Raw genomic sequence first — 23,262 nt, 5'->3', positions numbered from 1 at the left:
ACTTCGTCGGTGCGGATGACGGCATCGCCAAACGTCGGCGGCACCTGCGAGGAGCTGTACGCCCTTGCCGACGCCGTGGCGGCCGTGATCGGCGGTTCCGTGTCCATTGAGGACCTCGACAACCGAGTGCTCGCCTACTCCTCGATCCCCGAGCAGCGCATCGACGAACTGCGCCGCCGAGGAATCCTCGATCGCCGCGTCCCTGACCAGCCCGAGCACTTCGAGCAGTACCGGCAGGTCCTGGCGGCCACTGGAGTCGTGCGGCTGCCCATCCTGGCCGAGGACGAACTGCCGCGCGCGGCCGTGGCGATCCGTGCCGGCGAACGGCCATTGGGCACGATCTGGGCGATCGAAGGCGCCACGCCGATGGACGCGGCCGGCGAAGCCGCACTGCTCGACGGCGCCCGGCTGGCCGCGACGCACCTGCTGCGCCAGTGGGGCGCTGCCGAGCTTGACCGGCGGATCCGTGAGAACGCGCTGCGCGGCCTGCTGACGGGCGAAGTCACCATCGGCGAGGCGCGTGCCCGGCTCGGCCTGCCCGACCCGCCGCGGCTGACCCTGCTCGGCCTCGCGTCGCCGAACGGAGAGTCGGACGCATGGCTGAGTACCGCCGCAACTCGGCACTGGGCAGCGGTGTCCGCGGAGGCGGCCACGGCCACGATCAACCGCACCGTGTACATCCTGTTGCCCAACAATCCACCGGCCACCGCACGCCGCCTCGCCGAGCAGGCCGTGGCCGCCCTCGACAGAACTCTGGATGCGCCCGTGCGCTGCGCGCAGAGCCGTACGGCCACCGCGGCCACCGAGGTGCCCACGTTGCGTGCCGAAGTGGACGACATCCTGCGGGTGATCACCGCCGATCCTGATAGTCGGCCGGTCACCGCGCTCGGTGACGTCCACGCCAGGGTGCTGCTCATGCACTTCTCCGACGAGCTGGCACGCCACCCCGCGCTGCGCCACCCGGGAATCGAAGCGATGCTCAAGCACGATCGCACCCGCCGCACGCACTATGCGGCGTCAGTGGTCGCTTGGCTGGACGCCGCCGGCAACATCGGCGAGGCAGCGCGGAGCCTGACCGTGCATCCCAATACCCTCAAGTACCGGCTCCGCCGTGTCTGCGACCTGTTCGGCGTCGACCTGCTCGGCCACCCCGACGATCGACTCTCCTGCTGGCTCCAGCTTCGCCTCCAGCACTGACATCCTGCCGCGCGAACCAACCGAGCGCCTGGCGGAACGGTGACCTCTGCGAACCCCAGCCGGTGGTCGGTGTACTCACCGTTCTCCATGGCTCGGTTTCCCGAAAACGTTGATCTCGGCGGCGGCGGTGTAGCCGTTCACACCGGCCAGGGCTCGAAGCCGCACGTACCGGGCGGCCCGGGCGGGGAAGACGGCGGACTTGGTGCTGTCGTCGGCCGCCCAACTTCCGGTTGCCACCGGTGTGAAGGTCGTGCCGTCCATGCTGACCTCAACCGCGTAGGAGGTGACTATGCCGTTCGGGTTGCCGTCCTGGCGAGGTACGTACCGCAGGCCGGTCACCTGATATCCGCCGCCGAGGTCCTGGGTCAGCTCGTGCGGAGGTGGCTGGTAGGGCGACCATGCGGAATGCCACATGGTGGTCCGGTCGCCGTCGATCGCGGATTTGGCTTCATAGCCGGGCTCCTGCGCGCTGTCGGCGGTGGCGGTCATGGCGGACTGCGGGACCATGCCGACGTAGAGCGGCAAATCTCTTGCCCCTGCGCCAACCTGGCCGCCGGATCGATAGTTCAGTGTCACTGCGCCGGGGTAGCTGTCCGGCATGACATCGGACGGCGAGCCGATCCGCCAGCGCCAGGTGCCGGTCTGGCCCGGGGCCAGCGTGGTCGGTCCGGACTGGACCTGGACAACGGTCCAACCGGACGGGACGCGCGGCGCCAGCGTGATCGCGGTCGCCGGTACCGGACCGGGATTGCTCACCTGCGCACTCACGACGGTCTGGTCCCCTGGCGCGGCCAGGTAGACCGGGGAGGGCGAGATGTTGGCGACGGACAGCCTGGTCGCGACGCCAAGGTCCGGGGTGACGGTGAGGTTGGCGAACTCGGCGTGCTGGTAGTTGGACACGCCGAGGGACACCTGTCCGGCGGTGTCGACGTCGTCGCCGACGGTGGCCAGCGGACGGCCGTCGACGGCGGCGGTGACCTCGATCTGCCGGACCCGCAGGGACACGTGGTGCCAGGCGCCGACCGGGAAGTCCGTGGAGCCACTGGCCAGTGTGCTGACGGCGCCATCCGGTGCGACCCTGGTCAGCGTCCAGTGGCCGTCGCTGCCGGCGGTGAGGTGATAGCCGGAGACGCCGTTGACCACCCGGGCGCCGAGGTCCACACTGCCGGCCTGGTCCAGCCGCGCGTCCACACCGACGTCGTAGTCGTGCCAGTTCGTCGGGTCGCCGATCACGGTCAGCGGGTGGTTGTCCAGGTTGTTCCACTGCACCGGCTGCTGATCCACGGCGGACCGCAGGCACATACCGGGCCGGCCCGTGCACGGCGCGGTGGCGAAAGTGCCGCCGAGATCTGAGAAGTACCGTGGGGTGGCGTCCGTCGGATAGCGGCCGAAATCGTCCACATAGGGCAGTCGCCAGGCGGAGGCGGGCGGCGAGGCCGCTGCTCCTCGGCCCTGACCGTTCGTCGTGGTGAACGAGTACACGCGACCAGGTTGCAGGGTGACGGTGAAGGCGCCGTGGTTCGGGCGGATGTCCGGCTGGCGGACGAACCAGTCCGAGGGCCTGGCGGAGTCCATAGTGGACGACCAGACGTGGACGGCTCCGGTGGACAGGCCGCCCGCAATCGAGAACGTGACCTGCTGGGGCGTGGTGGCGTCCAGCGTTTCCGCGATGCTGCTCCAGTCGGCGCTGACGGGTGAGCGGAGGCTGACCACGCTGCCGCCGGGGATGCGGGTGCTGCCGCTGTCCAGGTAGCGCCAACCAGGCTGGGTGAACTGGGTGGTGTGCGCGGTCGCCCACACGCTGGGTCCGACGGTGTAGTGGCCGGACCAGGGTTCGTTGGCCAGCAACAGCCCGTCGCCGGCGAAGGGCAGTCCCTGATAGGCCGACCATTCCAGCGACCAGTTGACGGCGCCGGTAATCCGGCCGTCGATGTACTGCCGGTTGAGCGCGCGGGCCAGCGGCGCGGCGCCGGTGTCGTACGGCTGCGAGCCCTGCTCGCTGGCCCACAACGGTTTGTTCAGCTGCTGTGCGGTCGAAGGACTGGGACAGCTGGTGTAGGCGGTGAGATAACCGCACACGTAGTGCTGGCCAACCACATCGACCGCGGCGGCGAAGGCGGGATCGGTGGCCAGCGCGCCCGCGACACTCCAGTTGAAACTGTCGTCGGCGACGATCTTGATGTAGCCGTAGCCGTTGCGGACCAGCGCGGCGCGCAACTTCTCGTACCAGGCGGCGTTGAAACCTTTTTCGTTCCAGCCACCGAGGTAGTCGATGCGCAGTCCATGTCGAGCGGCGCAGCCCAGCCAGGACAACAGGTACGAGGTGAACCGGTCGGTCCACACGGTCTGCTGGCCGCCGCCGACCCAGCCCGGCGTTCCCCAGGCGAGCGCGGACAGTGTGACGTTCGGGTTGCGCTGCTTGGCCTGTTCCATCAGCCACCACTCGTAGCCACGATCGCAGTTCAGGTCGCCGGGGCCGCGCATGTGACTGGGCTCGGTGCCGTCGGTGGAGTTGGTGTCCCCACCGATCTCCACCTTCAGGACCTGGAGAGCCGCGCCATGGCCGGGAGTGAACAGGTAGTCGAGGATCTGGCCGCGCTCGGGTTCCGGGTAGTCGACGAGCAGCCGGGAGGAAGCGCCGGCCGACAGCGCGCCGACCCCGTCGAAGACGCGTCCGGGCGAGGTTCCGTCGATCGTGATGATCGACGTGCCCGCACCGTCCGCCGGGACGGTCACCGAGGCCAGGACTGCGAGGACAGTCGTTGTCAGGACAAGGAGTCGAGCGGCACCGCGCGGCACGATGGGAACCTCCGTCGTTGACGACTCGATGGCGGCGGGCACATCGCGTGGCGTCTCGACGCTATGGCCCGGCCCGCCAGTACGGCAAGATGCGCGAGCGGAACTCGTCGATATGTCCGTTACACCCTATATGACGCCATCTTGTTGACTGTTAATGATTGTTTTACGGCTAAAAATTGCAAGAACGAGCAGTTAGCGTCTTGTCTCCAAAGACGAGAATCCCTAGCGTTCGACAGGTCCGCCGCCGCCGCCGCTCGACTTGGGGAGGAAGCAGTGGCCAATGGCAGCATGCCGGCCGGCGTTCGATGGCGTCTGGCGTCGGCCGTGGCGATCGCGCTGTCGGTGCTCATGCCGGGCCTCCAGCCGCCGGCGACAGCCGAACCGCCGTCCTACAACGGATTGGCGCTCACGCCGCCGATGGGTTTCAACGACTGGCAGCACTACCGCTGCGACATCACCGAGCAGACGATCCTGTCCAACGCGACGGCGCTGGTCACCACCGGCCTGGCCCGGCACGGCTACAACTACGTCAATGTCGACGACTGCTGGATGGCGTCGCAGCGCGACGCCGACGGTGTCCTGCAAGCGAATCCGGCCACCTTCCCGCACGGCATCGGGTGGCTGGCCGGCCAGGTGCACCGACTGGGCCTGAAGTTCGGCATCTACCAGGACGGCGGCTACCGCACCTGCGGCGGCTTCCCCGGCATGTACGGCCACATCCAGCAGGACGCCGACACGTTCGCCTCGTGGGGCGTGGACTTCCTCAAGCTGGACTACTGCAACCAGCCGACCGACCAGTATCCCGGGGACAGCCCGGCGCAGGTGGCGAAGATCGTCTATGCCGAGGTGAGCCGGGCGCTGCTGAGCACCCACCGGCCGATCGTGTTCTCCGAGTCCGCGCCGGCGTACTTCTGTTGCACCGGGCCGAACTTCACCGACATCATGTCGTGGGTCGGCGACACCGGGAACCTGTGGCGGTTCGGCGACGACATCCAGCCCAGCTGGTCCAGCATTCTCACCAACTACCGCGAGGACAACACACCCGGCCTGGCCGCCCACGCCGGGCCCGGTCGCTGGAACGACGCGGACATGCTGCTGGCCGGCACCGCCGGCACCACACCGACCGAGCAGCAGAGCCAGTTCTCGCTCTGGGCCGAGTTGGCGTCGCCGCTGCTGCTGTCCGCGGATCTCGGCTCGCTGTCGCCGCAGACGATCGCCATGCTGTCCAACCAGGACGTGCTCGCCGTGGACCAGGACCCGTTGGGGGCACAGGGCACGATCGTGCACAGCGACGCCGACGCGGACGTGCTGGCCAAACCACTCGCCAATGGCGACGCCGCGATCGCGTTGTTCAACAAGTCCGCGACCGCGCGGAACATCTCGACCAGTGCGGGCAATGCCGGCGGCTACCGGCTGACCGACCTGTGGTCGCACCAGACGACCGAGACCACCGGCACGATCTCCGCGGACGTGCCGGCGCACGGCGTCGCGCTCTACCGTGTGCACCGCTCGAAGGCATCGTGGCCACCGCCGTCGGTCGCGATCGTCCCGGATGTCAGCGGCACGCGGGTCACCATCGGCATCCAGAACAACGGATCCAGCGCCATCTCGGACGTCACGGTCGGCCTGTCGGCGCCGCCCGGCTGGACGGTGCGGCCGGCGACACAGCGGATCCCGAGCATTCTGCCCGGGCACACGCAATCGGTCACCCTGACAGCGATCCCCGCGCCGCAGCCGCCCGGCACCACGTACACGACGCTCACCGTCCAGACGTCCTACCGCACCCTTGGCGGACGACAGTCGCTCGCCGGCCAGGCGACCGCGACGACCGTGGTGCCGTATCCGTCGCTGGCCGCTGCGTTCGGCAATGTCGGCGTCACCGACGACAACAACACGAATCCGCCGAACCTCGGTCCGGCGATCGACAACTACGGCGAGACCTTCTCCGCCAAGGCACTGGCCGCCGCCGGAGTCGCCGCCGGGGGCACGGTCAGCAGCGGTGGCCTCGTCTTCACCTGGCCGTCCGCCGCGCCCGGCCAACCGAACAACGTCGTCGCGAATGGACAGATCATCAACCTCAGCGGCAGCGGTGGCACGCTCGGTTTCCTTGCCACCGCGGGCTTCGGGCCGGCCGGTGGGACCGGCACCATCACCTACACCGACGGCAGCACCCAGGCCTTCACGCTGAGCGCGCCGGACTGGACCTTCGCGCCGGCCGACGCGACCGTCGCCGTCAGCATGCCGTACCACAACGTCGCCGGGACCGCGCCGGCCCGCGTCACCACGGACATCTATCGGTCCACCGTCCCCATCGATCCGGCGAAGAAGGTGGCGAGCGTGACCCTGCCCGTCGCGACCGGCGGCTCCGGCCTGTCCATGCTGCACGTCTTCGCGCTGGCGATCGCATGAGGCGCCGAACGTTCCTGCGCGCGGCCGCCGCCGCCGGTGCGCTCGCCTGGCCGGCCAACGGCCTTCCCGCGCACGCCGCGTCGGGCGGCGTGCGCGGGATGATCGCACGCTATCTCGGCCCGGCGGCCGGCCAGTTCGAGCTGCGGACACTGCCGGCCGCGGCGAACGGGCTCGACCGGTTCCAGATCTCCGGCCGGCCCGGGCATGTCGTGCTGGCCGGCAGCAGCCCGATCGCGCAGGCGGCGGCGTTCAACTGGTGGCTCAAGCACGTCGCGAACGGCCACATCTCCTGGGACTACAACCGACTCGACCATCTGCCGGCACTGCTCCCCGCCCCGGCGACGCCGATCACGCTCTCGTCGCCGCACCGGATTCGCTTGCAGGGCAACGTGTGCTGGCTCGGCTACACCTCGCCCTACTGGGACTGGGACCGCTGGCAGCAGGAGATCGACTATTTCGCGGCCAGCGGCTACACCCATGTCCCCATGTACATCGGCCACGAATTGGCTTACTACCAGCTGTTGCTGGACATCGGGTACTCGGACCAGCAGGCGCGCTCGTGGATCCCGCTGCCCGCGCACCAGCCGTGGTGGTGGTTCGACAACATGTCCAACTTCGCCGAGCCCATCCCGCTCGACCTGATGCGCCGGCGGGCCGAGCTCGGCAACCGAATCGCCGAGCGGATGCGCGAACTGGGCGTCACGCCGGTCGTGCCCGGCTTCCTCGGGTTCGTGCCGACCGACTTCGGCCAGCGCCACCCCGGCGTGGACGTCATCCCGCAGGGCAACTGGGGCGCCTATGTCCGGCCGTCGCTGCTCAACCCGGTGGAGCCGCTCTATCGGCAGCTGGCCGACGACTTCTACCGGCAACAGGACCGGCTGTTCCCCGGCGGGCAGCGAGCCTACGGCGGCGACTTCTTCCAGGAGGGCGGCCAGGTCGGCGACCTGGACCTGGCCGCCGCCGGCGCGTCGGTGCAGCGGGCCATGCAGGCGGCCAGTCCCGGCGCGCTGTGGATGCTCCAGGCCTGGTCGGGAAACCCCCGCCAGCAGATGATGGCCGGCCTGGACCTGAGCACGGTGTTCGTGCTGGACCTCCAGGCCGACGTCGATCCACAGTGGACGAAGCTGGACGCGTTCTGGGGCGCGCCGTGGACCTGGGGAACGATCTCCAACGCCGGCGGCACCGTGGTGCTGTACGGGCGGCTGCCGGCGATCAACACCGAGCTGCCGGCCGTGCTGGCCGATCCGAGGCGCGGGGCGCTGGCGGGCGTGCACTTCGCGCCGGAGGGCAACGACACCAACCCCGTGCTCGGCGACTTCCTCAGCGACATGTTCTGGCGCAGCCAGCCGGTCGACCTGCCGGCGTGGATCAGCGACTACGCGGCCCGCCGGTACGGCCGGCGAGATCCGGAGGCGGACGCGGCCTGGCAGCTGCTGCTGGCCACCGCGTACGGCATGAGCGGCAACACCGGCAACGTGGACACCGCGCCGGACTCGCTGTTCAACGCTCAGCCGAGCCTGACCGCCACCAGCGCGGACATCTACGTCACCGGCGTCCTGCCCTACGATCCCGGCCAACTCCAGTTGGCCCTGCGGCGCCTGTTGGCCGCCGATCCGTCGCTGCGCCGGGAGGCGACGTACCGATACGACCTGCTCGATGTCGCCCGCCAGGTCCTGGACAACGCGGGCCGCACCCTGCTGCCCCAGCTCAACGAGGCGTTCCTGGCCGGCGACCGCACCCGGTTCCGGGCACTGGCCGACCACTGGCTGGACCTGATCACGTTGCAGGACAACCTGCTCGGCACCGACGCGCGGTTCATGGTCGGCACCTGGCTGGACCACGCCCGGCGATCGGCGAGCACGCCGGCCGAGGCGGCGCTGCTGGACTACAACGCCCGCGACATCCTCACCGCGTGGGGCAACCGCGCGGTGTCCGACGCCGGCCTGCACGACTACGCCAACCGGGACTGGCAGGGCCTTGTCGGGGACCATTACCGCCACCGCTGGGCCCTGTTCTTCGACAGCCTGGAACGCGGCACGACTGTCGACTGGTTCGCCGTCAACGACGCGTGGAACCGTCGCGGCAACACCTATCCGAGCACGCCGACCGGCGACACGCACCAGGTCGCCAGCCGGGTGTGGCGGACGCTCGCGGCCGACCCGATGTTCGCCCGCGTGACCGCGGCCGTGTCCGGGTCCAGGGTCGACGTCACCGTCGCCAACACCAACGTGGCCGGTGTGGCCAGGCGGACGACGGTCTCGCTGTCGGCGCCGGACGGATTCGACACCGGCGGCCCGGTGAACCTGGGAGATGTTGCCACTGGGGGTTCGGCGCACACCGCGTTCACCGTGCGCGTGCCGTCCGGGTACGTCGTCAAGACCGCGATGGACCGCATCCCGATCACCGCGACGGCGCGCTTCGGCTACGGCGCAACAGCCCTGACCAACGCGGGCTATGCCGAGCTGCTCATCCCAGCCCCGGTCCAGCCGCCGTACCGAACCGTCACCTTCACCACGAGCGTGTTCGGGCAGAAGGACAACTCGTTCGCGATCTACACCGGCGGCGCGGACATGTGGGGCGGCATCAACGAGTTCGGCACGATCTACCGGCCGGCCACGCTCGCCGTCGGAGGCTCGGTCACGACCGAGGTCACCGCGCAGGCCAACACCGGCCCATGGGCGCGAGCCGGCATCGTCATCCGCGACGACCTCACCACGAACGGCACGGCCGGCTACCTCACGCTCGCCCTGACACCAGGCAACGGATGCCTGCTCAGCTACGACGGCAACGGCGACGGCGAACTGGACGGGCTCGTGATCGCACCCGGCTTCGCCGCACCCAGCCAGCTGAGGCTCACTCGCACCGGCCCGACAACCTACACCGGCACCTGCTCACACGACGGCACGACGTGGACGACCGTCGGTAGCGTCACCGTGCCCGGCGGCGGTGCGGCGCAGGACGTCGGCCTGTTCGCCGAGGCGGCCAGCACGACCACGATGGGCCTGGTCCGCTTCTCCGGTTTCACGGTCACGTAATGGTCGAGGTCAGCTGCGCCTTCGAGTCCACGGTGATCCGCGCCTATCGGCTGGGCACCCGGGGATGAAGCGGGCTTTGTCCCCTGGATCCGCAACCGGCAGGTGCGCAGCTGGAGGCCGGCGACTGACGTGACTCGCGGCGGGGGAAGGGCCGGCCGGATCGGCCGGCCCTTCCCCGGGGAGTCGCCGGTCAGCTCGGACGCAGCGGGATCGCCCAGCGCTGCTGCGGCGTGCCCACGAAGTCCCAGATCTGCATCTTCGTTCCGTTGTCAGTGCTACCGTACTGGTCGTCCAGCACCCGGCCGGCATAGGTGTTCACGATCGCGCCGTCCGGCCGCTCCGCCCACTGCTGGCTGCCCGACCCACAGGTCGTGACGCCGATGGCGGTGCCGTTGTTGACGCTGACGATGTCGATGCAGTTGGACAGCGACAGCAGCCGGCCGTCACCCTGGTCGGTCCACTGCTGACCGGACGCGCCGAAGCAGTCCCACAGCCACACGGTGGTGTTGGCCGGGTCCTCGGCTTTGATGTCGGTGCACTTGCCGCCGACGCCGACGATGGCCCCGGTCCACAGCGTCTGTGCGCTCATCCGCCACTGCTGCAGCGCCGCGGCGGTGCAGTCCTGGATGGTGAACGCGCCGCCGTTGGTGTCGGACGCCCCGGTCAGGCAGCGGCCGGCGTTGGGATTGAGCACGGTGCCGTCGAGGCGCTGCACCCATTGCTGGCCGGGGTCGCCGGCGCTGCAGTTCCAGAGCACCACACCGGTGCCGGCGGTAGTGGCCGCGTTGTTGACGGTCAGGCACTTGCCGGCCGCGTGCAGCGTGCCGTCGCCGGGCGCGATCCAGCTCTGCGCCTGGTTGTGGTAGCAGTCCCACTCCTGCACGATGCCCCGTGTCGGATCGCCGTTGTCCACGTCAAGGCACTTGCCGCCCGGATCGGTCAGTTCACCGTTCTGGCCGTGCTGGTCCGGCACCCGCCACACCTGGTCGGCGCGACCCGTGCAGTCCTGCAGTTGCAGCACGGCGGCGTTCGCGGTGGAGGCCGGCGTGAGGCACCGGCCGGAACGCGGGTTGACGATGGTGCCGTTGTCCCTTATCACCCACACCTGGCTGCTGAGCTGCGGGACGCACGACCCGAGCACCTCCTGGGTGCCGGCGGCGGTGCCGTTGTCCAAGGCGGTCAGGCACTTGGAGGCGTTGGTCAGCGCCCCGTCCGCGGTCTGCGCCCACACCTGGGCGCCGGTGGTGTTGCAGTCCCACAACGAGATTCCGTTGGTGGTGCCGGTGCTGTTGGGGCTGCCGTTGTACAGGTCGAGACACCGGTTGTTGGCGCCGACGAACTGCCCGACCCGGATCGGCTGGTTGCGCTTGACCCGAATGTCCCGGAAGTGCACGCCGGGCGCGGCGTTGGCCAGGCCGATGTACTGGCCGTAGAACCGGCTGCCGTCGCTGCTGTACTGGTTGACCTGGGTTCCGTTGAGCCGCACGGTGATGGTCCGCCAGTCCACCGAGATCTCGTAGCTGTTCCACTGCCCGGCCGGCTTCTGGGCGGCGGCGACCGCCGTGCTGAACGGCACGACCGAGCCGGTCATGGACTGGCCGGACGCGCTGGCGAGTCCGATGTGGACTCCGACCCCGGTCTTCAGCGGCGAGGTGGCGTCCGTGGCCGGGTCGGCGAAGCCGATCAGGACGTCGCTGGACAAGCCTTCCTGATCCTGCTTGTAGTCCAGCTTCACCGTGTAGCTCTCGCCCAGTGTCCGTGCGGCGTACCACGAAGCGCCGGGCGCGCTGCCGTCCGAAGTGGACATAGTGCAGCCGTCGTCGGTGAGGCCCTTGGCGCCCAGTGTCCGCCAGCCGATCAGGTTGGACTCGGCCCGACCGTCATAGACCGACGTGTAGCCGGCCTCGTTGACCGGAGCCGCGCAGTCGGTGTTGCCGGCGTTGAACGCCGGTCCACCAACGAAATAGCCGGCGACGTCCAGCGCGACCTGCGCGTTGCCGTGCTCGTTGCGCACGCCGACCCTGCCACTCGGGCCGAGCGGCACGAACGCCGCCGCCGCCAGCCGCTCGCGCTGCTTCATGGTCGCGTTGGTGTCGTTGAGCCAGCCCGATTCCTGCGGGAACACCGACAGGCTGGTGCCAAGGCTGTCCTCCTCGCCGCCGGCCCTCAGCACCACACCGGTGGCGGTGCTGCTGATCCCGGCCAGCCCACCGAGCTGGAAGTTCACCGTCTCGTCCTGGCCGATCGTGCCGTTGCGCTCGCCGGTGCCGGTGGCGGTGTCGACCACCCGCGTCGTCTCCGGCAACGGCACGAACAGCGCCGCATTGGCGTCGGTGGTGAACGAGCCGATCACGTCCACGGTCGCCTGCACCATGCCGACGCCGTTGCGCACCTTGATGGTGCCGTCCGGCGCGATCGGCACGATCGAGGTGTTGGAGCGCTTCTCGTTGGCGCTCACGTTGATCGTGGTGCCGGCGTTGTCCGTGGCGAACAGCGACATCGCGGTGCCGACACTGGACTCCGAGGCGGTCAGGTTCACCAGCACGGCGTTGGCCGTGGACGGCACGCCCGCGACGCCGCGAACCGGAATCGAGTACACCTCACCATTGCCCAGCGCCGTCTTGCGCGGACTGTTGTTGAAGCCCCGCGTGTCCAGCACCCGCACCGGCTGCTGCTCCGACACGTAACCACTGCCGTTGGCGCCGAAATAGCCGAGCAGGTCCACATTGTCGAACACGTTGCCGGCACCGGCCCTGAGCCGGACCGCCCGGTCGGTGCCGACCCGCGCCACCACCATGACGTCCACCCAGCCACCGGTCGGCGTGACCCGGATCGTGGTCGCCCGGCTGGCCGAAACCGTCGGATCACCGGTGAAGACGTCCAGGCTGCTGGGCACGTTCGGGCCCACCGACGGATCCGTCCGCACCGCCAGGTTGAACACCACCGCGGTGGTGTCCGACGGCACGTTCGGGATCGGCAGCGTCGCCACTTCGTTCGGCTGGTAGTCGCGCCCCTCGATGGCGAGCGGCTTCGGCAACGCGGTGTACCGCGAGCCGCCCTTCGTGATCGGCTGGGTCGGCGGCGGGCCGAGCACCAGCTGGCCGCTGCCCCACTGGTTGTCGTTGCGCTTGGGGTTCGTCCGCGCCACCAGCTCGGCTTTGACCTGCGCGGCATCGAGGCCGGGGCCGGCCGACTTCACCAGCGCCGCGGCGCCGGCCACGCCGGCCGAGGCCGCGGACGTGCCGCCGAAGGTGCCGTTGGGGTTGTACGAGGTGCTCACGTTGTCGTAGCCGGCGATGTCCGGCTTGATCCGGCCGTCGATGGTCGGCCCCTGCGCGCTGTACTGCTCGATCTGGCCGGACGTCGGCGTGGTCGCGCCGACGGCCAGCGCGTACGGCGAGGTCGCGGGCTCGGTGATGCTGCCGGCCGCCGTGTAGTACTGGAACACGCCGGACGCGCCGCTCATGAACAGGTCCAGCCGGGTCGCCGGGTTCCCGTTGACGTTCTTCAGGTACACGAAGTACTGGTGGCTCGGCCCCTGGTTCGGGTCGTTGGGCACGGTGAAGGTGACCTCGGCCGTCGGCTCGCCACCGCCGGGCGTCGTCGCCTGGTTGTTGGCCGCGTACGCGACGACGTTCGGGTCCGTCGGACCGGTCGGCGGTGCGCTCGACTTCATCACGTACAGGTCGAATTCCTGGTTCGTGACGGGCCAGGCGTCCCAGCGCAGGCCGATCGTCAGCCGCTGGCCGACGCCGGCCGAGAAGCCGTCGGTGACCCCGGATCCACCGTCGAACGAGACGAAGCGGCTGGCGTTGGTGGTCGCCTTGCCGGTCCAGTGCGTCTGCGCCTGGTTGCCGGCCGCCACCGACCACAGGATGCCGGCCTGACTGGTGCGGCGCACCACGTCCGCCGGGCTGTCCGCGGCGCCGTTGCCGTCACCACGGCCCGAGGTGAACATGCCGATCGCGGCCGTGATCACCTGCACACCCTGCTGCTGCAACCAGTTCGCCGCGGTGGCGAACTCCATCGAGGTGCCGGCGCAGGCCACGAACAGCTGCGCGTCCGGCGCGGTCGCGTGCACGACCTCGGCCACCGACCGGCCGTGCTGGGTCGACGCCGGGTCATCGGCCTGGCAGTTGCCGTAGTTGACCGGCATCTGCGCCGGCAGCGTGCCCGCCGACTGGCCGTCGGCCAGCCCGCCCAGGTCCGGGTCGATGACGCCGATCTTCACGCCGGAGCCCGTGAAGCCGGCCTTGATCCACTGGTCGGCCGTCGAGGCCAGCACGCCCTCCGGGTCGATGGAGCCCATCGGCACCACCCGGTCCGGCTGACGGATGTCGGCGACGCCGGGCTGCTTGGCCAGTTCGGCCACCTTGCCGGCCGGCACCTTGGCCTCGACCCGGCCGTTCCGGCTCAGCGCAACGGTTCCGCCGACGGCGGCCACCCCCCGTGCGGCCTGCTGACCGTCCACATAGAGCACCAGGTTGCCCGTCTTGTCCTTGGGCACCAGGCTGTTCGGCTTGGCCACGGTCACCGGGCCGGCGACCGCCGCCGGCTGCGGCGGGGCCGCCAAGGCCGGCTGGGCGAGCAGACCCGCCCCGACCGCCACCCCGACGGCCAGTGCGGCCGCGCGTCTCAGTGTCGCCATGTTCTCTCGTTTCTCCTTGCTCGTCACAGGAAAGCTCACGGACACAGGCCGCCGGACAGCGTGCTGCCGGCGTAGTCGTTGCGGATGATCACGTCATTGCAGTCGCCGCGCTTGGTCTCCTCGAGCATGCTGATCGCCACCGGCCGGGTCTGGCCGGGACGGTAGATCGGCACGATCTGGTAGTAGACCTCGTCGCCCGCGGCCAGACTGGCGCTCACCCTGGTCTCGAAGTCGTACATGCTGCGCTGGTTGACCCGCCAGTACGCGGTCACCACGTTGTCGGGATTCTGGGTGCCGCCGAAGTTCCGGCCGAGCAGGTGGGTGCGGTCGTACATGTAGCGCTGGTACGCGACGTTCGGGTCCTGGTAGTTCGGCGTCGGCCAGCCCGGCGGGTTGTACCCGCCCCAGTCCCTCCGGTCGGGCGCGGAGACCTCGCCGGGGCACAGGTGCGCGGACGCCCCGGTGGCACGCCCCGACGGGTCCAGCGGGCCGTAGTACTGATCCGACTGGCAGTCGTCCCGGTCGTCCTCGTCGCCCGGCCACCACTTCGGCCGGCCGTCGCCGGCCGTGAATCCCTGCGCCGCCCCGGCCTCGTCCTCCCGGAGCTGCTCGTCGGTCGGCACGGTGGTGGTGCTGGTGCCGTTCTGCCAGTCCGTCGAGGACGGGTCGGTGACGTGGTTCGGGTCGGGGTCGGCCCGGTCGGTGCCGTCCCTCGGGTCGAGCAGCGTCTGGCCGATGAGCATGCGGGCCAGCTTCAACAGCAGGTTCACAATGTCCCGCGGCGGCTTCGGGGGATCCGGCTTCTTCGGCGGCTTGCAGTTGACCCGGCACGGGTTGTCCGGCTTGCAGTTGACCTTGCACGACGGGTCCACCGTCACCGGACCGGGGAAGCACTTGCCGAGGCACGTCAGATCGTCGTCGTTCTCGATGGCGATGTCCCTCGGCACCGAGACCGGGCCGTCGTAGGTGCCGGGCACGTCACGGGGGATGTCCCAGGGCATGGTGATGTGCAGGGGATGCTGGTAGACCCATTCGGCGGCGCTGACCATCGCGCCGTAAGCCAGGACGGCCAGGGCAGCCTCACCAATGCACAGGTCCTCGAGACAATGGCCGCTGGGGTCCTTGCCGTCGAGCGGGTCCGCGTTGCCGTAGCCGAACCGGTTGCCGGCCCAGGACGGGTTCGGCGGCACGTTCACGCTGTCGCGGCTGGTGAACTGCCCGGACGCCGGCGAGTACCAGCGCGCCGCCATGTCGACCTGACCGGTGCCGGAGTCCGTCCACCCGCCCTGGTAGCCGAGCGCGGAGGTGTCGCCGCTGGACGAGGTGACCGCGCCGAACGGGTCGTAGCCGCGCAACCCGTCGGTGCTGCCGCCGAGGTAGCGGCCGACGATGTCACCGTGCTGGTCGGCGAACAGGGTCTTGCCGCCGGTCGCGCCGATCGCCTTGTCGGACAGCGGGGTTCCGTCGGGCAGCCGGCTGACGACCCGGCTGCCGTCGCTGACCTCGTTGTTGGTCAGGCCGTCGTAGCCGAACGCCGTGCCGTTGCGGACCGCGACCCGGTCCAGGCCGTCGTACGAGTACTGCATGGCGCCGCTGGTGATCTGGCGGTCGAAGGCGTCGAACGTGGCCGCGTTGGCGTTGGTGGACTTCAGCGTGCCGCGGGCGGTGTACGAGTAGGTGTTCCCGTTGCCGGACAACAACTCGTTGCGCTCGTCGTAGGTGTAGGCCTGGCCGCCGACCGAGGTCCGGTTGCCGGCGTTGTCCCAGCCGTAGACCGTGTTCTTCCCGGTCGGATCGCTCCAGGACGTCAGTCGTCCCGCGCCGTCGTAGCCGTACCCGTTGTTGGCCGACCTGCCTACGGTGAGGTCCGACCTGGACGTCAGGTTGTCGTCGAGGTCGTAGCCGTAGGTCTCGCCGAGCCGGGTGGTCCAGACGGCGCCGTCCGGACTCTGCCGCAGCAGGTCCGAGGTCTGCCGGCCCAGCGGGTCGTAGCCGATGGTGCGGCTGGTCGTCCTGGCCACGGCCCGGTCGGTGATCGAAGCCAGCTGACCACCGCTGTTGTAGCCGTAGTCCATGGTCCGGCCGGTCACCGGGTCGGTCACCGAGGCCAGCCGGTCCGCGTTGTCGTAGCCGAAGGTCGCGGTGCCGGCCGCGTCGGTGCGCGTCGCCGTGGTGCCGTCACCGTTGTAGGTGTACGTGCCCGAGGTCACCGGTCCGGTGTAGGTGAGCAGATTGCCGCGGTCGTCGTAGGTGTACGTCGTGTCGCCGGCCGGTCCGCCGACGGTGGTGATCCGCCCGGCCAGGTCGTAGCCGATCTTGCGGTCCGCGGTGGACGCTTCGGCGCCGGTACCGGTTTGCCGCGTGAGCCGGCCCTGCGCGTCATAGGTGTTGGTTCGGACGACGCCGCCCGGCTCGGACATGGTGGCCGTCTGCCCGGCCGCGTCGTACACGGTGGTGCGGGTGCGGTCGGCCAGGCTCGGGTACGCGGCCGTGGCCGGGTCGATGGTGGATTCCGGTAGGCCCCAAGGGTTGTAGGTGTACTCGGTGGCGTGCCCGTCGCCGTCGACGTAGTGCGACTTGTTGCCCAGCGCGTCGTAGCCGGTGGTCGTGGTGATGGCGTGGGTGTCGTCCACCTTCTCCGTCTGCTGCGCCACCCGGTTCAGCGCGTCGTAGCCGTAGGTGGTGAGCCGGTTCTCCGCGGTGGTGACGGCGGCGACGTTGCCGTTGGCGTCGTAGCCGGTGGTGGTGTGCCGCAACTCCGTGCCGTTGCTCGACTGCGTGATCCGCGTCGGCCGGCCGACCAGGTCGTAGCTGGTGGCGGTGAGCAGGCCGGTCGGGTCGGTGACGGTCGCCTTGCGGCCGGCGATGTCGTAGCTGGTGGCGGTGCTGCGGTTGGTCGGGTCGGTCACCCTGGTCGGCAGGTGCGCCGCGTCGAACGCCGTCGTGGTGGTGTTGTTCTGCGGTGTCGTGACGGTGACCGGGTTTCCGGCGTCGTCGTACCCGGTTGTCGTGGTGTAGTACAGGGTCTGTCCGGAGGAGTCGTCCACCGCGGTGGATGTCCTTCGGTGGCCGAGGTTGTCGTACGTGAACTGCGTGCGGTCGCCGCCGGGGTCGGTGGTCGACGTCACCTCCCCGTCGCGGTCGTAGGCGTTGGTCACCACGCTCGGTGTGTCGCCGACCGATGGCAGCGTGCTGGTGAGCAGCTTGTTGTACGGGTTGTAGGTGTTCACCGTGACCCGCTTCAACGGGTCGGTGACCTTGACGGCGTTGCCGGCGTGGTCGTACTCCGTCACCGTCGTCGCGGTGATCGGCGTGCTCGACCCGGGCGGCGTGTAGTTGGGCAGGATCGCCGCGGTGGCGCGGCCCATGCCGTCACGGGCGGTCGTGGTGACACCGCCGGAGGCGTCCCTTGACTGCGTGACCTCACCGAAGGTGTTGCGCCCCAGGGTGGTCACGCCACGCACGTTCGACGTCAGCTTGCCGGCCTGCCACACGTCCGCCGCCGGCGTGGTGGTGCCGACCAGCAGCCCGTTGCCGTCGTAGGTGTAGTTGGTGGTGAGCTGCCGCCGGTCGATGGACTGCATCGGCAGCTCGCGCTCGTCGCGGATGGTGCTGGTGGACAGCATCGTGTTGGCGTCGAGCTTGTCGTCCTCACGGACGACCTGGTTGCCGTTGTCGTAGGTGTAGGCGGTGAACTCGGTGCGGGACGGGTCGGCGGCGCCGGTCTTCGACGCGGTCAGCGCGTTGCCGTCGAGGTCACGCGTGTAGGTGGTGGTTCGCTTCAACGCGGCCGGGTCGAGCGTGGTCGAGGAGATGTAGCCGGCGGCGTCGTAGGCGGTCGTGGCGGTGACGCCGCCCGCGGTCACGTCCTGGGTCAGGTTGCCGGCCGGGTCGTAGGTCCGCTGCTCCAGGACGAGATCACGCGCGCCGTCGTAGTTCTTCGCCGTCACGGTGGCGAGCAGGTTGTCGCCCCAGTAGCCGTACGTCGTGGTGCGGCCCATGGCATCCGTGCTGACCGTCAGCCGCCCGCCCGGGTCGTAGCCCTTGGTCTCCGTGGTCAGCGAGGTGGCGTTGGGGTTCTGTGGATCGACGCCGGCGCCGCTGACCACTGTGGACAGTTCGTGGCCGAGCTCGTCGGAGATGCGGGTCCAGTTGGCGCCACGCACGTCGGTCGTGGTGACGCTGAGGTTGTCCGCCGAGTAGCCGACCTTCTCCACGCCACCGTCCGGATAGGTCTTCTGCTGCAACCGATCGTGCGCGTCGTAGACGTAGCTGGTGATGCGGGGCGCGTCGCCGCCCTGGTCGGTCGCCACGGTGTCGCCGACGGTGGAGGAGGTGACGTTGCCGTCGCCGTCGTAGCCGTAGGTGGTGACCGGCGTGTGCGTGACGCCGGTGACCGGGTTCTTCACCGCCTGACCGGTGGTCGTGGCGATCTGCGATCGGGCGTCGTAGGTGTAGGTGGTGGTGGCGAACACCGCCCCGCCGTCGTTGAGCGTGCTGTTGGTGACCGTGCGGCCGATGTCATCGACGGTTCGCTGAGTGTGCAGTTTGGACGGTGAGATCTGCTCGGCCAGGTCACCGTTGTGGTTGTATCGGTAGCTGGTGATCTCGCCCCGTGGCCCGGTGGTCGACAGCAGCAGACCGGCCGGCACCGTGCCGATGTGGTCGGCGGTCGGCTGAGTGCCGTCGGAGTAGACGTTGACGGTGGTCGGATGGGTGGTCTGGCCGACCGGAACCGGCTTGGTCGTCACCGTCGGCCGGCCGACGGCGTCGTAGTCGTAGGTCGTGCGGTACGTGGTGTCGGTCGCGCCGGCCGAGCGCGCGTCCGAGCTGCTGGCCAGCTTGTTCCCCTTGGGGTCGAGCGGGTTCGCCGGCGTGACGTAGGTGTAGTAGCTGGTGTCGCAGGAGTTGGCGGCGCGGCAGGTCTTGCGGCTGAGCACGTTGCCGCGCTCGTCGGTGGTCTGCTCGGTCCGGGTGCCGTTCTCGTCCACCTTCGCCGACAGGAAGCCCGAGGTGTTGTACTCCAGGCTGGTGCCGTGGCCGTTGTGCGAGGTGGTCATCGGCCGGCCGCCGTTGACCACGTCGTAGGTGTAGGTCCAGTCGCCGTAGGTCTGCGGACCGTGCAGCACCGAGGTCCGCACAACGTCACCCCAGTAGGGGTTGTTGTTCTGGTCCGTCTTCTGCGTCGAGGTGATCTTCGGTGGGTCCAGTGTCCACTTGAGACCGCTGTGGTCGACGAGACTGGCGACGCGGTCGTTGATGTCGTCGTAGGTCAGCTTGGCGTAGACCCGGGTGGCGTCCTGCGGCAGCGTCACGCCGGTCAGCTCGACGCCGGCCTGGGCGGCGGCGTAGTGCTCGGCGGCGGCCAGCGCGCCCAGCGAGTGCTGGTAGAACGCCGCCTCGTCGATGTCGCCCTGGAAGTAGAAGTTGCCGTTGTTGGTGGCCGGCCAGCCCTGGCCGCGGCCGGCGCCCAGCACGGCGGTGGTCTGCGCCTTGGCGTCGATCAGGCCGGTGATCGGCGAGCCCGCCTGCTGACCGTCCAGGTACAGCGTCTGGGTGTTGATCGCCGAGGACAGCACGGCATGGTGCCACTTGCCGTCGTTGACCGCCTGCGTGGTGACGATCTGCCTGGGGCCGCTCTGGTCGCGCATCGGGAAGCCGCCGTACAGGACGCCGTCGGTGCCGACGTACAGCACCGGCGTGGCCGAGGTCGGCGTGCCGGCCGGGAAAGCCTGGTTCTGCAACGACATCAGCACGCCGCTGCCGGTGGTCTTGAACCACAGCTCGGCCGCCATGGACATGCTGGTGGTGGCCAGCTTGTCCGGCAGCGTGACGTACGAGCTGGCGCCGTCGAAGGTCGCGGCGGTGTCGCCGGTGCCGGCGATCGCCCCCGGCACACCCGTGATCACGCCGTGGCCGGCGGCGTTCTCGCCGCCCTGGTGCCAGGCGACCGAGCTGGCGAAGCTCGTGTTGTCGTGCTCGTCCAGCCGCCAGTAGGCCGCGGGCGCGTCGTCGGCCACCGAGCTCCGGTAGTGCGACCCCGCCTGATAGGTGTAGGTGGTGCAGGCGTTGCCCGGGGCGCAGGCGTTGGTCAGCTGGTCGCCGTCGTACTTGTAGGTCCAGATCAGCGGTGTGCCACCGATCTTGGGCGCCTGGGTGGCGACACCGGTGACGTGGTTGCCGGTCCAGGTCAGGGTCAGCGTCCGGCCGCTGGTGGTGTTGGTGATCGTGCTGACGTGGTCGTTGCCGTCATAGGTCAGCGACTCCGTCAGCCCGGCCGGGTCGATGATCGTGACCAGGTGCTGTGCGGCGTCGAACTGCCACTGGCCGCCCGTGGCGTCGCGCAGCGTGTGGTAGGCCAGCCCGCCGCCGGTGTTGTGCACCAGCACCGTGCTGTCGCCCGCCGGCGAGCCGTAGCTGCCGTCCGGGTTCAGGCCGAAGCGCAGCTGCCGTCCGGTCGGATAGGTCAGCACCAGGTTGCCCGAGCCGTCGTCGTCCCTGGCCAGCTTCATGTCCACTCTGGACGCCCAGCCGATGCCGAACGCGCTGTCCCGACGGGGATCCAGGCTGTTGTAGGTGCGGCCGACGGTCAGATCGGGGCCGGCGGTGGCAACCGAGGTGTCGGTGTCGACCAGCGAGTAGTCACCGGTCTCCGGATCAAGGCCCGGGCCGTGCACGGTGTCGGGCGTGCCGGCCAGGTGCGAGGTGATCTCCGGCTGCGGCACCGACGGACGCAGCTGCAGCTTGACCCAGTCCGGGCTCGGGTCGACGGTGTCGTTCGCCTTGACGCCCCAGTAGTAGTTCTTGGACCACGACAGGGTGCCGGCCGGCGGCGACCAGGTGGGCCCGCCCCACGGGGACTCCACGCAGTTCTGGGTCAGCGCCTGGTCGGCGCAGAGCCGGAACTTGTAGGTCAGGCCCTTGTTCGGCCACTGGTCGGTGTCGGTGGCCTCGGCGTACAGCGTGGGGGTGAGCGTGGCCACGGTCGCCGGCGTCGCCGGCTGCTCGAAGTTCACCGACGGCGGCACGTTGGTGACGTCGAGGTCGAACACCCCGTACGGGACCGTGTAGGCCACGAAGAAGTCCTGTTTGGACGGTGTCCACATGGTCAGGAACACCTGGTATCGGCCGGGACTCAGCGCGTACAGCGGAATGGTCAGGGTGACCGACTGGCCCGGCGCGACGTCGTGCGGCATCGCGGTGCCGTTGGAGACGTAGTTGCCCGGCTGGATGATGTAGCCGAAGTCCCAGCCGTTACTCGCGGTCCACGTCGTCGAGCCCTGGTTGGTGATGACGGCGGTGACACTGCCCTGCTTGTTGTTCACCGGCTGTAGCACGTCGGTGGCCTGGAAGGCCGCGCCCTCGTCGGAGTAGCGCACCGTCAGGTACGGCCAGTCCTGCTGGTTCGGCCCGTTCGACGACTCGAAGTTCATGCCGTTGCGGTCCGACTCGTCGGCGGCGCGCAGGCCGAAGCCGTTGGTCAGGGCGGTGCCGTGGGTCCACGCCGTCATGACGTCCGGGTCGAGCTGGAAGACAGCCCAGTCGGGGCCGCAGCTCGGGCCGCCGTGGGCGAAGCTGCTGGTGGCCAGCGTGCGCCCCACCGGGGCGCCGGGCCACGCCTGGTTCCGGCTCCAGCCGCCGCTGACCTCGAACAGGTTGACCGCGCGCGGCGAGCAGGTGGTGGAGTACGAGGCGTCCAGGTTCAGCGAGGCGGCGAGCACGTACTTGTTGGCCAGCTGGTCGCGGGCCGGGTCGAAGCGCAGGTACGACCGGGTGATGCCGCCGTTGAGGTAGCCGGTCTCCAGCTTCGGCGACGTCGAGTGGTCACGGCCGTCGTTGGACTGGACGTAGGTGTCGTCCTCCTCGGCACTGGGCTGGGTGGTCGTCGGGTCGACGTCGACCGGGAAGGCACGGGCCGGGTCGTGCAGCCAGGTCGCGTCCAGGCTCAGTCCGAGGGTCCACCCGCTGCCGGCCTTGGTCAGCGTGTACTTCACGGCACCGGTCGCCTGCTTGGCGTCCGTCGCGGTGCCGGCCGGGATGGTCGCGACGACCTTCGTGCCGTCGAGCAGCTGTACCGCGCCGAACGCGTCGAGCTGCGGGGTCAGGCCGGTCAGCGCCAGTGAGTAGGTGTAGTTCGTGGGGGCCTGCGCGGTGGTCAGCAGCAGGTCTTCCCGCACGCCGGCGTCGCTCGCGGCCAACGCGAGGTCGACGCCCGGGAACGCGGCCGGGTAGGTCGCGGTCGCGTCCTGGGTCCTGGCCTTGCTCCGGGCGGCGCCGACCAGGCCGTAGGCCAGGACGTGCCGGTCGTCGAACACCAGTCGCACCAGGGCGGGATCGTCGGCCCGGGTCGCCAGGCTGAGCTCGGTCCGGGCGGCCGTCGGCCTGAGCCGGTCGCCGGCCGGCACCAGGGTCGGGTCGATGTGCTGCCAGCTGCCGTCCGCCGCGCGGACGTTGACCGGCGCGTCATAGATCCGCAGCGAGTGGGAGCCGTCCGGGTTGTCGAACGTCTCGGTGGTGGCGGTGCGGGCCTGCGGCCGTTCCACCGCCTTGGGGTCACTGGCGGGCGCGGTGGAATGCTGGCTCACCTTCGGCTTGACGTGCTGGGCCGATTTCGCCGAATTGGACGCGGGCAATGGCGGCTGTTTGTCGGGCACCGCGCCCGGGGGTCTCTCCGGGTTTCGCGCCGGTGCGGTCAACGATCTGGCGTCACCGGCTTGGCCGGGCTTTCCGGACTGCTGTTCCGGCGCGGTGAGCGACGCACCCGCCGGCATCGTGCCGGCGACGGGCCACCACGTGAAGGTCAGTCCCTGCGTGGCCAGCATCGGCAGCGTCATGACCGCGACCAAGACCACCGCGATCCAGACCAGGACAGCACGGCGCGAACGCACCCGAGCCACGGCTCGCCCCCTCGACTCCCCACGCGATCGACGGCTGTCGTCCGCGTCATCACGAGGTGTTACGGGCATCGGGTCTGTTCAGCGTCGGTGCGAACGCACTGGACAACTAAATCTGAACACGGAACCGGACGTATCGGATGCGGGAGGCGGTATCGAGTGCCGGTGACATCATCCAGCGGCATCGGAACCACTTCGAACGGAACAGGCACGACAAGAGCCTGACCAGGCGTCTTCGTACACTGATCGAGTGACGGACGACCTGCGCGCACAAAGGGGT

Annotated in this window: 6 protein-coding genes; 3 read left to right on the top strand and 3 right to left on the bottom strand. The window is 69.7% G+C overall.

Going from position 1 to position 23,262, the window contains the following annotated elements:
* Positions 1–15 precede the first annotated feature (15 nt).
* On the top strand, positions 16–1,197 hold the full coding sequence (locus M3Q35_RS46595; protein ID WP_273939044.1) for a PucR family transcriptional regulator: 1,182 nt from the start codon (positions 16–18) through the stop codon (positions 1,195–1,197).
* Positions 1,198–1,272: 75 nt separating this feature from the next.
* Here the strand turns inward: M3Q35_RS46595 and M3Q35_RS46590 are convergent, their stop codons facing one another.
* The gene (locus M3Q35_RS46590; RefSeq protein ID WP_273939042.1) at positions 1,273–3,933 is read right to left on the bottom strand and encodes a discoidin domain-containing protein; all 2,661 of its coding nucleotides are present in this window, start codon (positions 3,931–3,933) and stop codon (positions 1,273–1,275) included.
* A 336-nt stretch (positions 3,934–4,269) separates the two neighbouring features.
* Here M3Q35_RS46590 and M3Q35_RS46585 point away from each other — a divergent pair, with 336 nt between their 5' ends.
* A complete protein-coding gene (locus tag M3Q35_RS46585; RefSeq protein WP_273939041.1) occupies positions 4,270–6,405 on the top strand; it encodes an NEW3 domain-containing protein in 2,136 nt (711 codons plus the stop codon).
* On the top strand, positions 6,402–9,440 hold the full coding sequence (locus tag M3Q35_RS46580) for an alpha-N-acetylglucosaminidase (RefSeq protein ID WP_273939040.1): 3,039 nt from the start codon (positions 6,402–6,404) through the stop codon (positions 9,438–9,440). The genes M3Q35_RS46585 and M3Q35_RS46580 overlap by 4 nt, the downstream gene beginning before the upstream one ends.
* 190 nt (positions 9,441–9,630) lie before the next feature.
* Here M3Q35_RS46580 and M3Q35_RS46575 read toward each other — a convergent pair whose 3' ends face one another.
* Positions 9,631–14,088: a ricin-type beta-trefoil lectin domain protein gene (locus M3Q35_RS46575; RefSeq protein WP_273939039.1), complete on the bottom strand. Its 4,458-nt coding sequence runs from the start codon at positions 14,086–14,088 to the stop codon at positions 9,631–9,633.
* Positions 14,089–14,123: 35 nt separating this feature from the next.
* Positions 14,124–22,985: a LamG-like jellyroll fold domain-containing protein gene (locus M3Q35_RS46570; protein ID WP_273939038.1), complete on the bottom strand. Its 8,862-nt coding sequence runs from the start codon at positions 22,983–22,985 to the stop codon at positions 14,124–14,126.
* Between the last annotated feature and the right edge of the window lie 277 nt (positions 22,986–23,262).

This window comes from Kutzneria chonburiensis, from assembly GCF_028622115.1.
In the GTDB taxonomy this organism is placed as follows: domain Bacteria; phylum Actinomycetota; class Actinomycetes; order Mycobacteriales; family Pseudonocardiaceae; genus Kutzneria; species Kutzneria chonburiensis.
The sequence above is the reverse complement of the archived record's forward strand: the minus strand, read 5'-3'. Positions and strand labels throughout refer to the sequence as shown.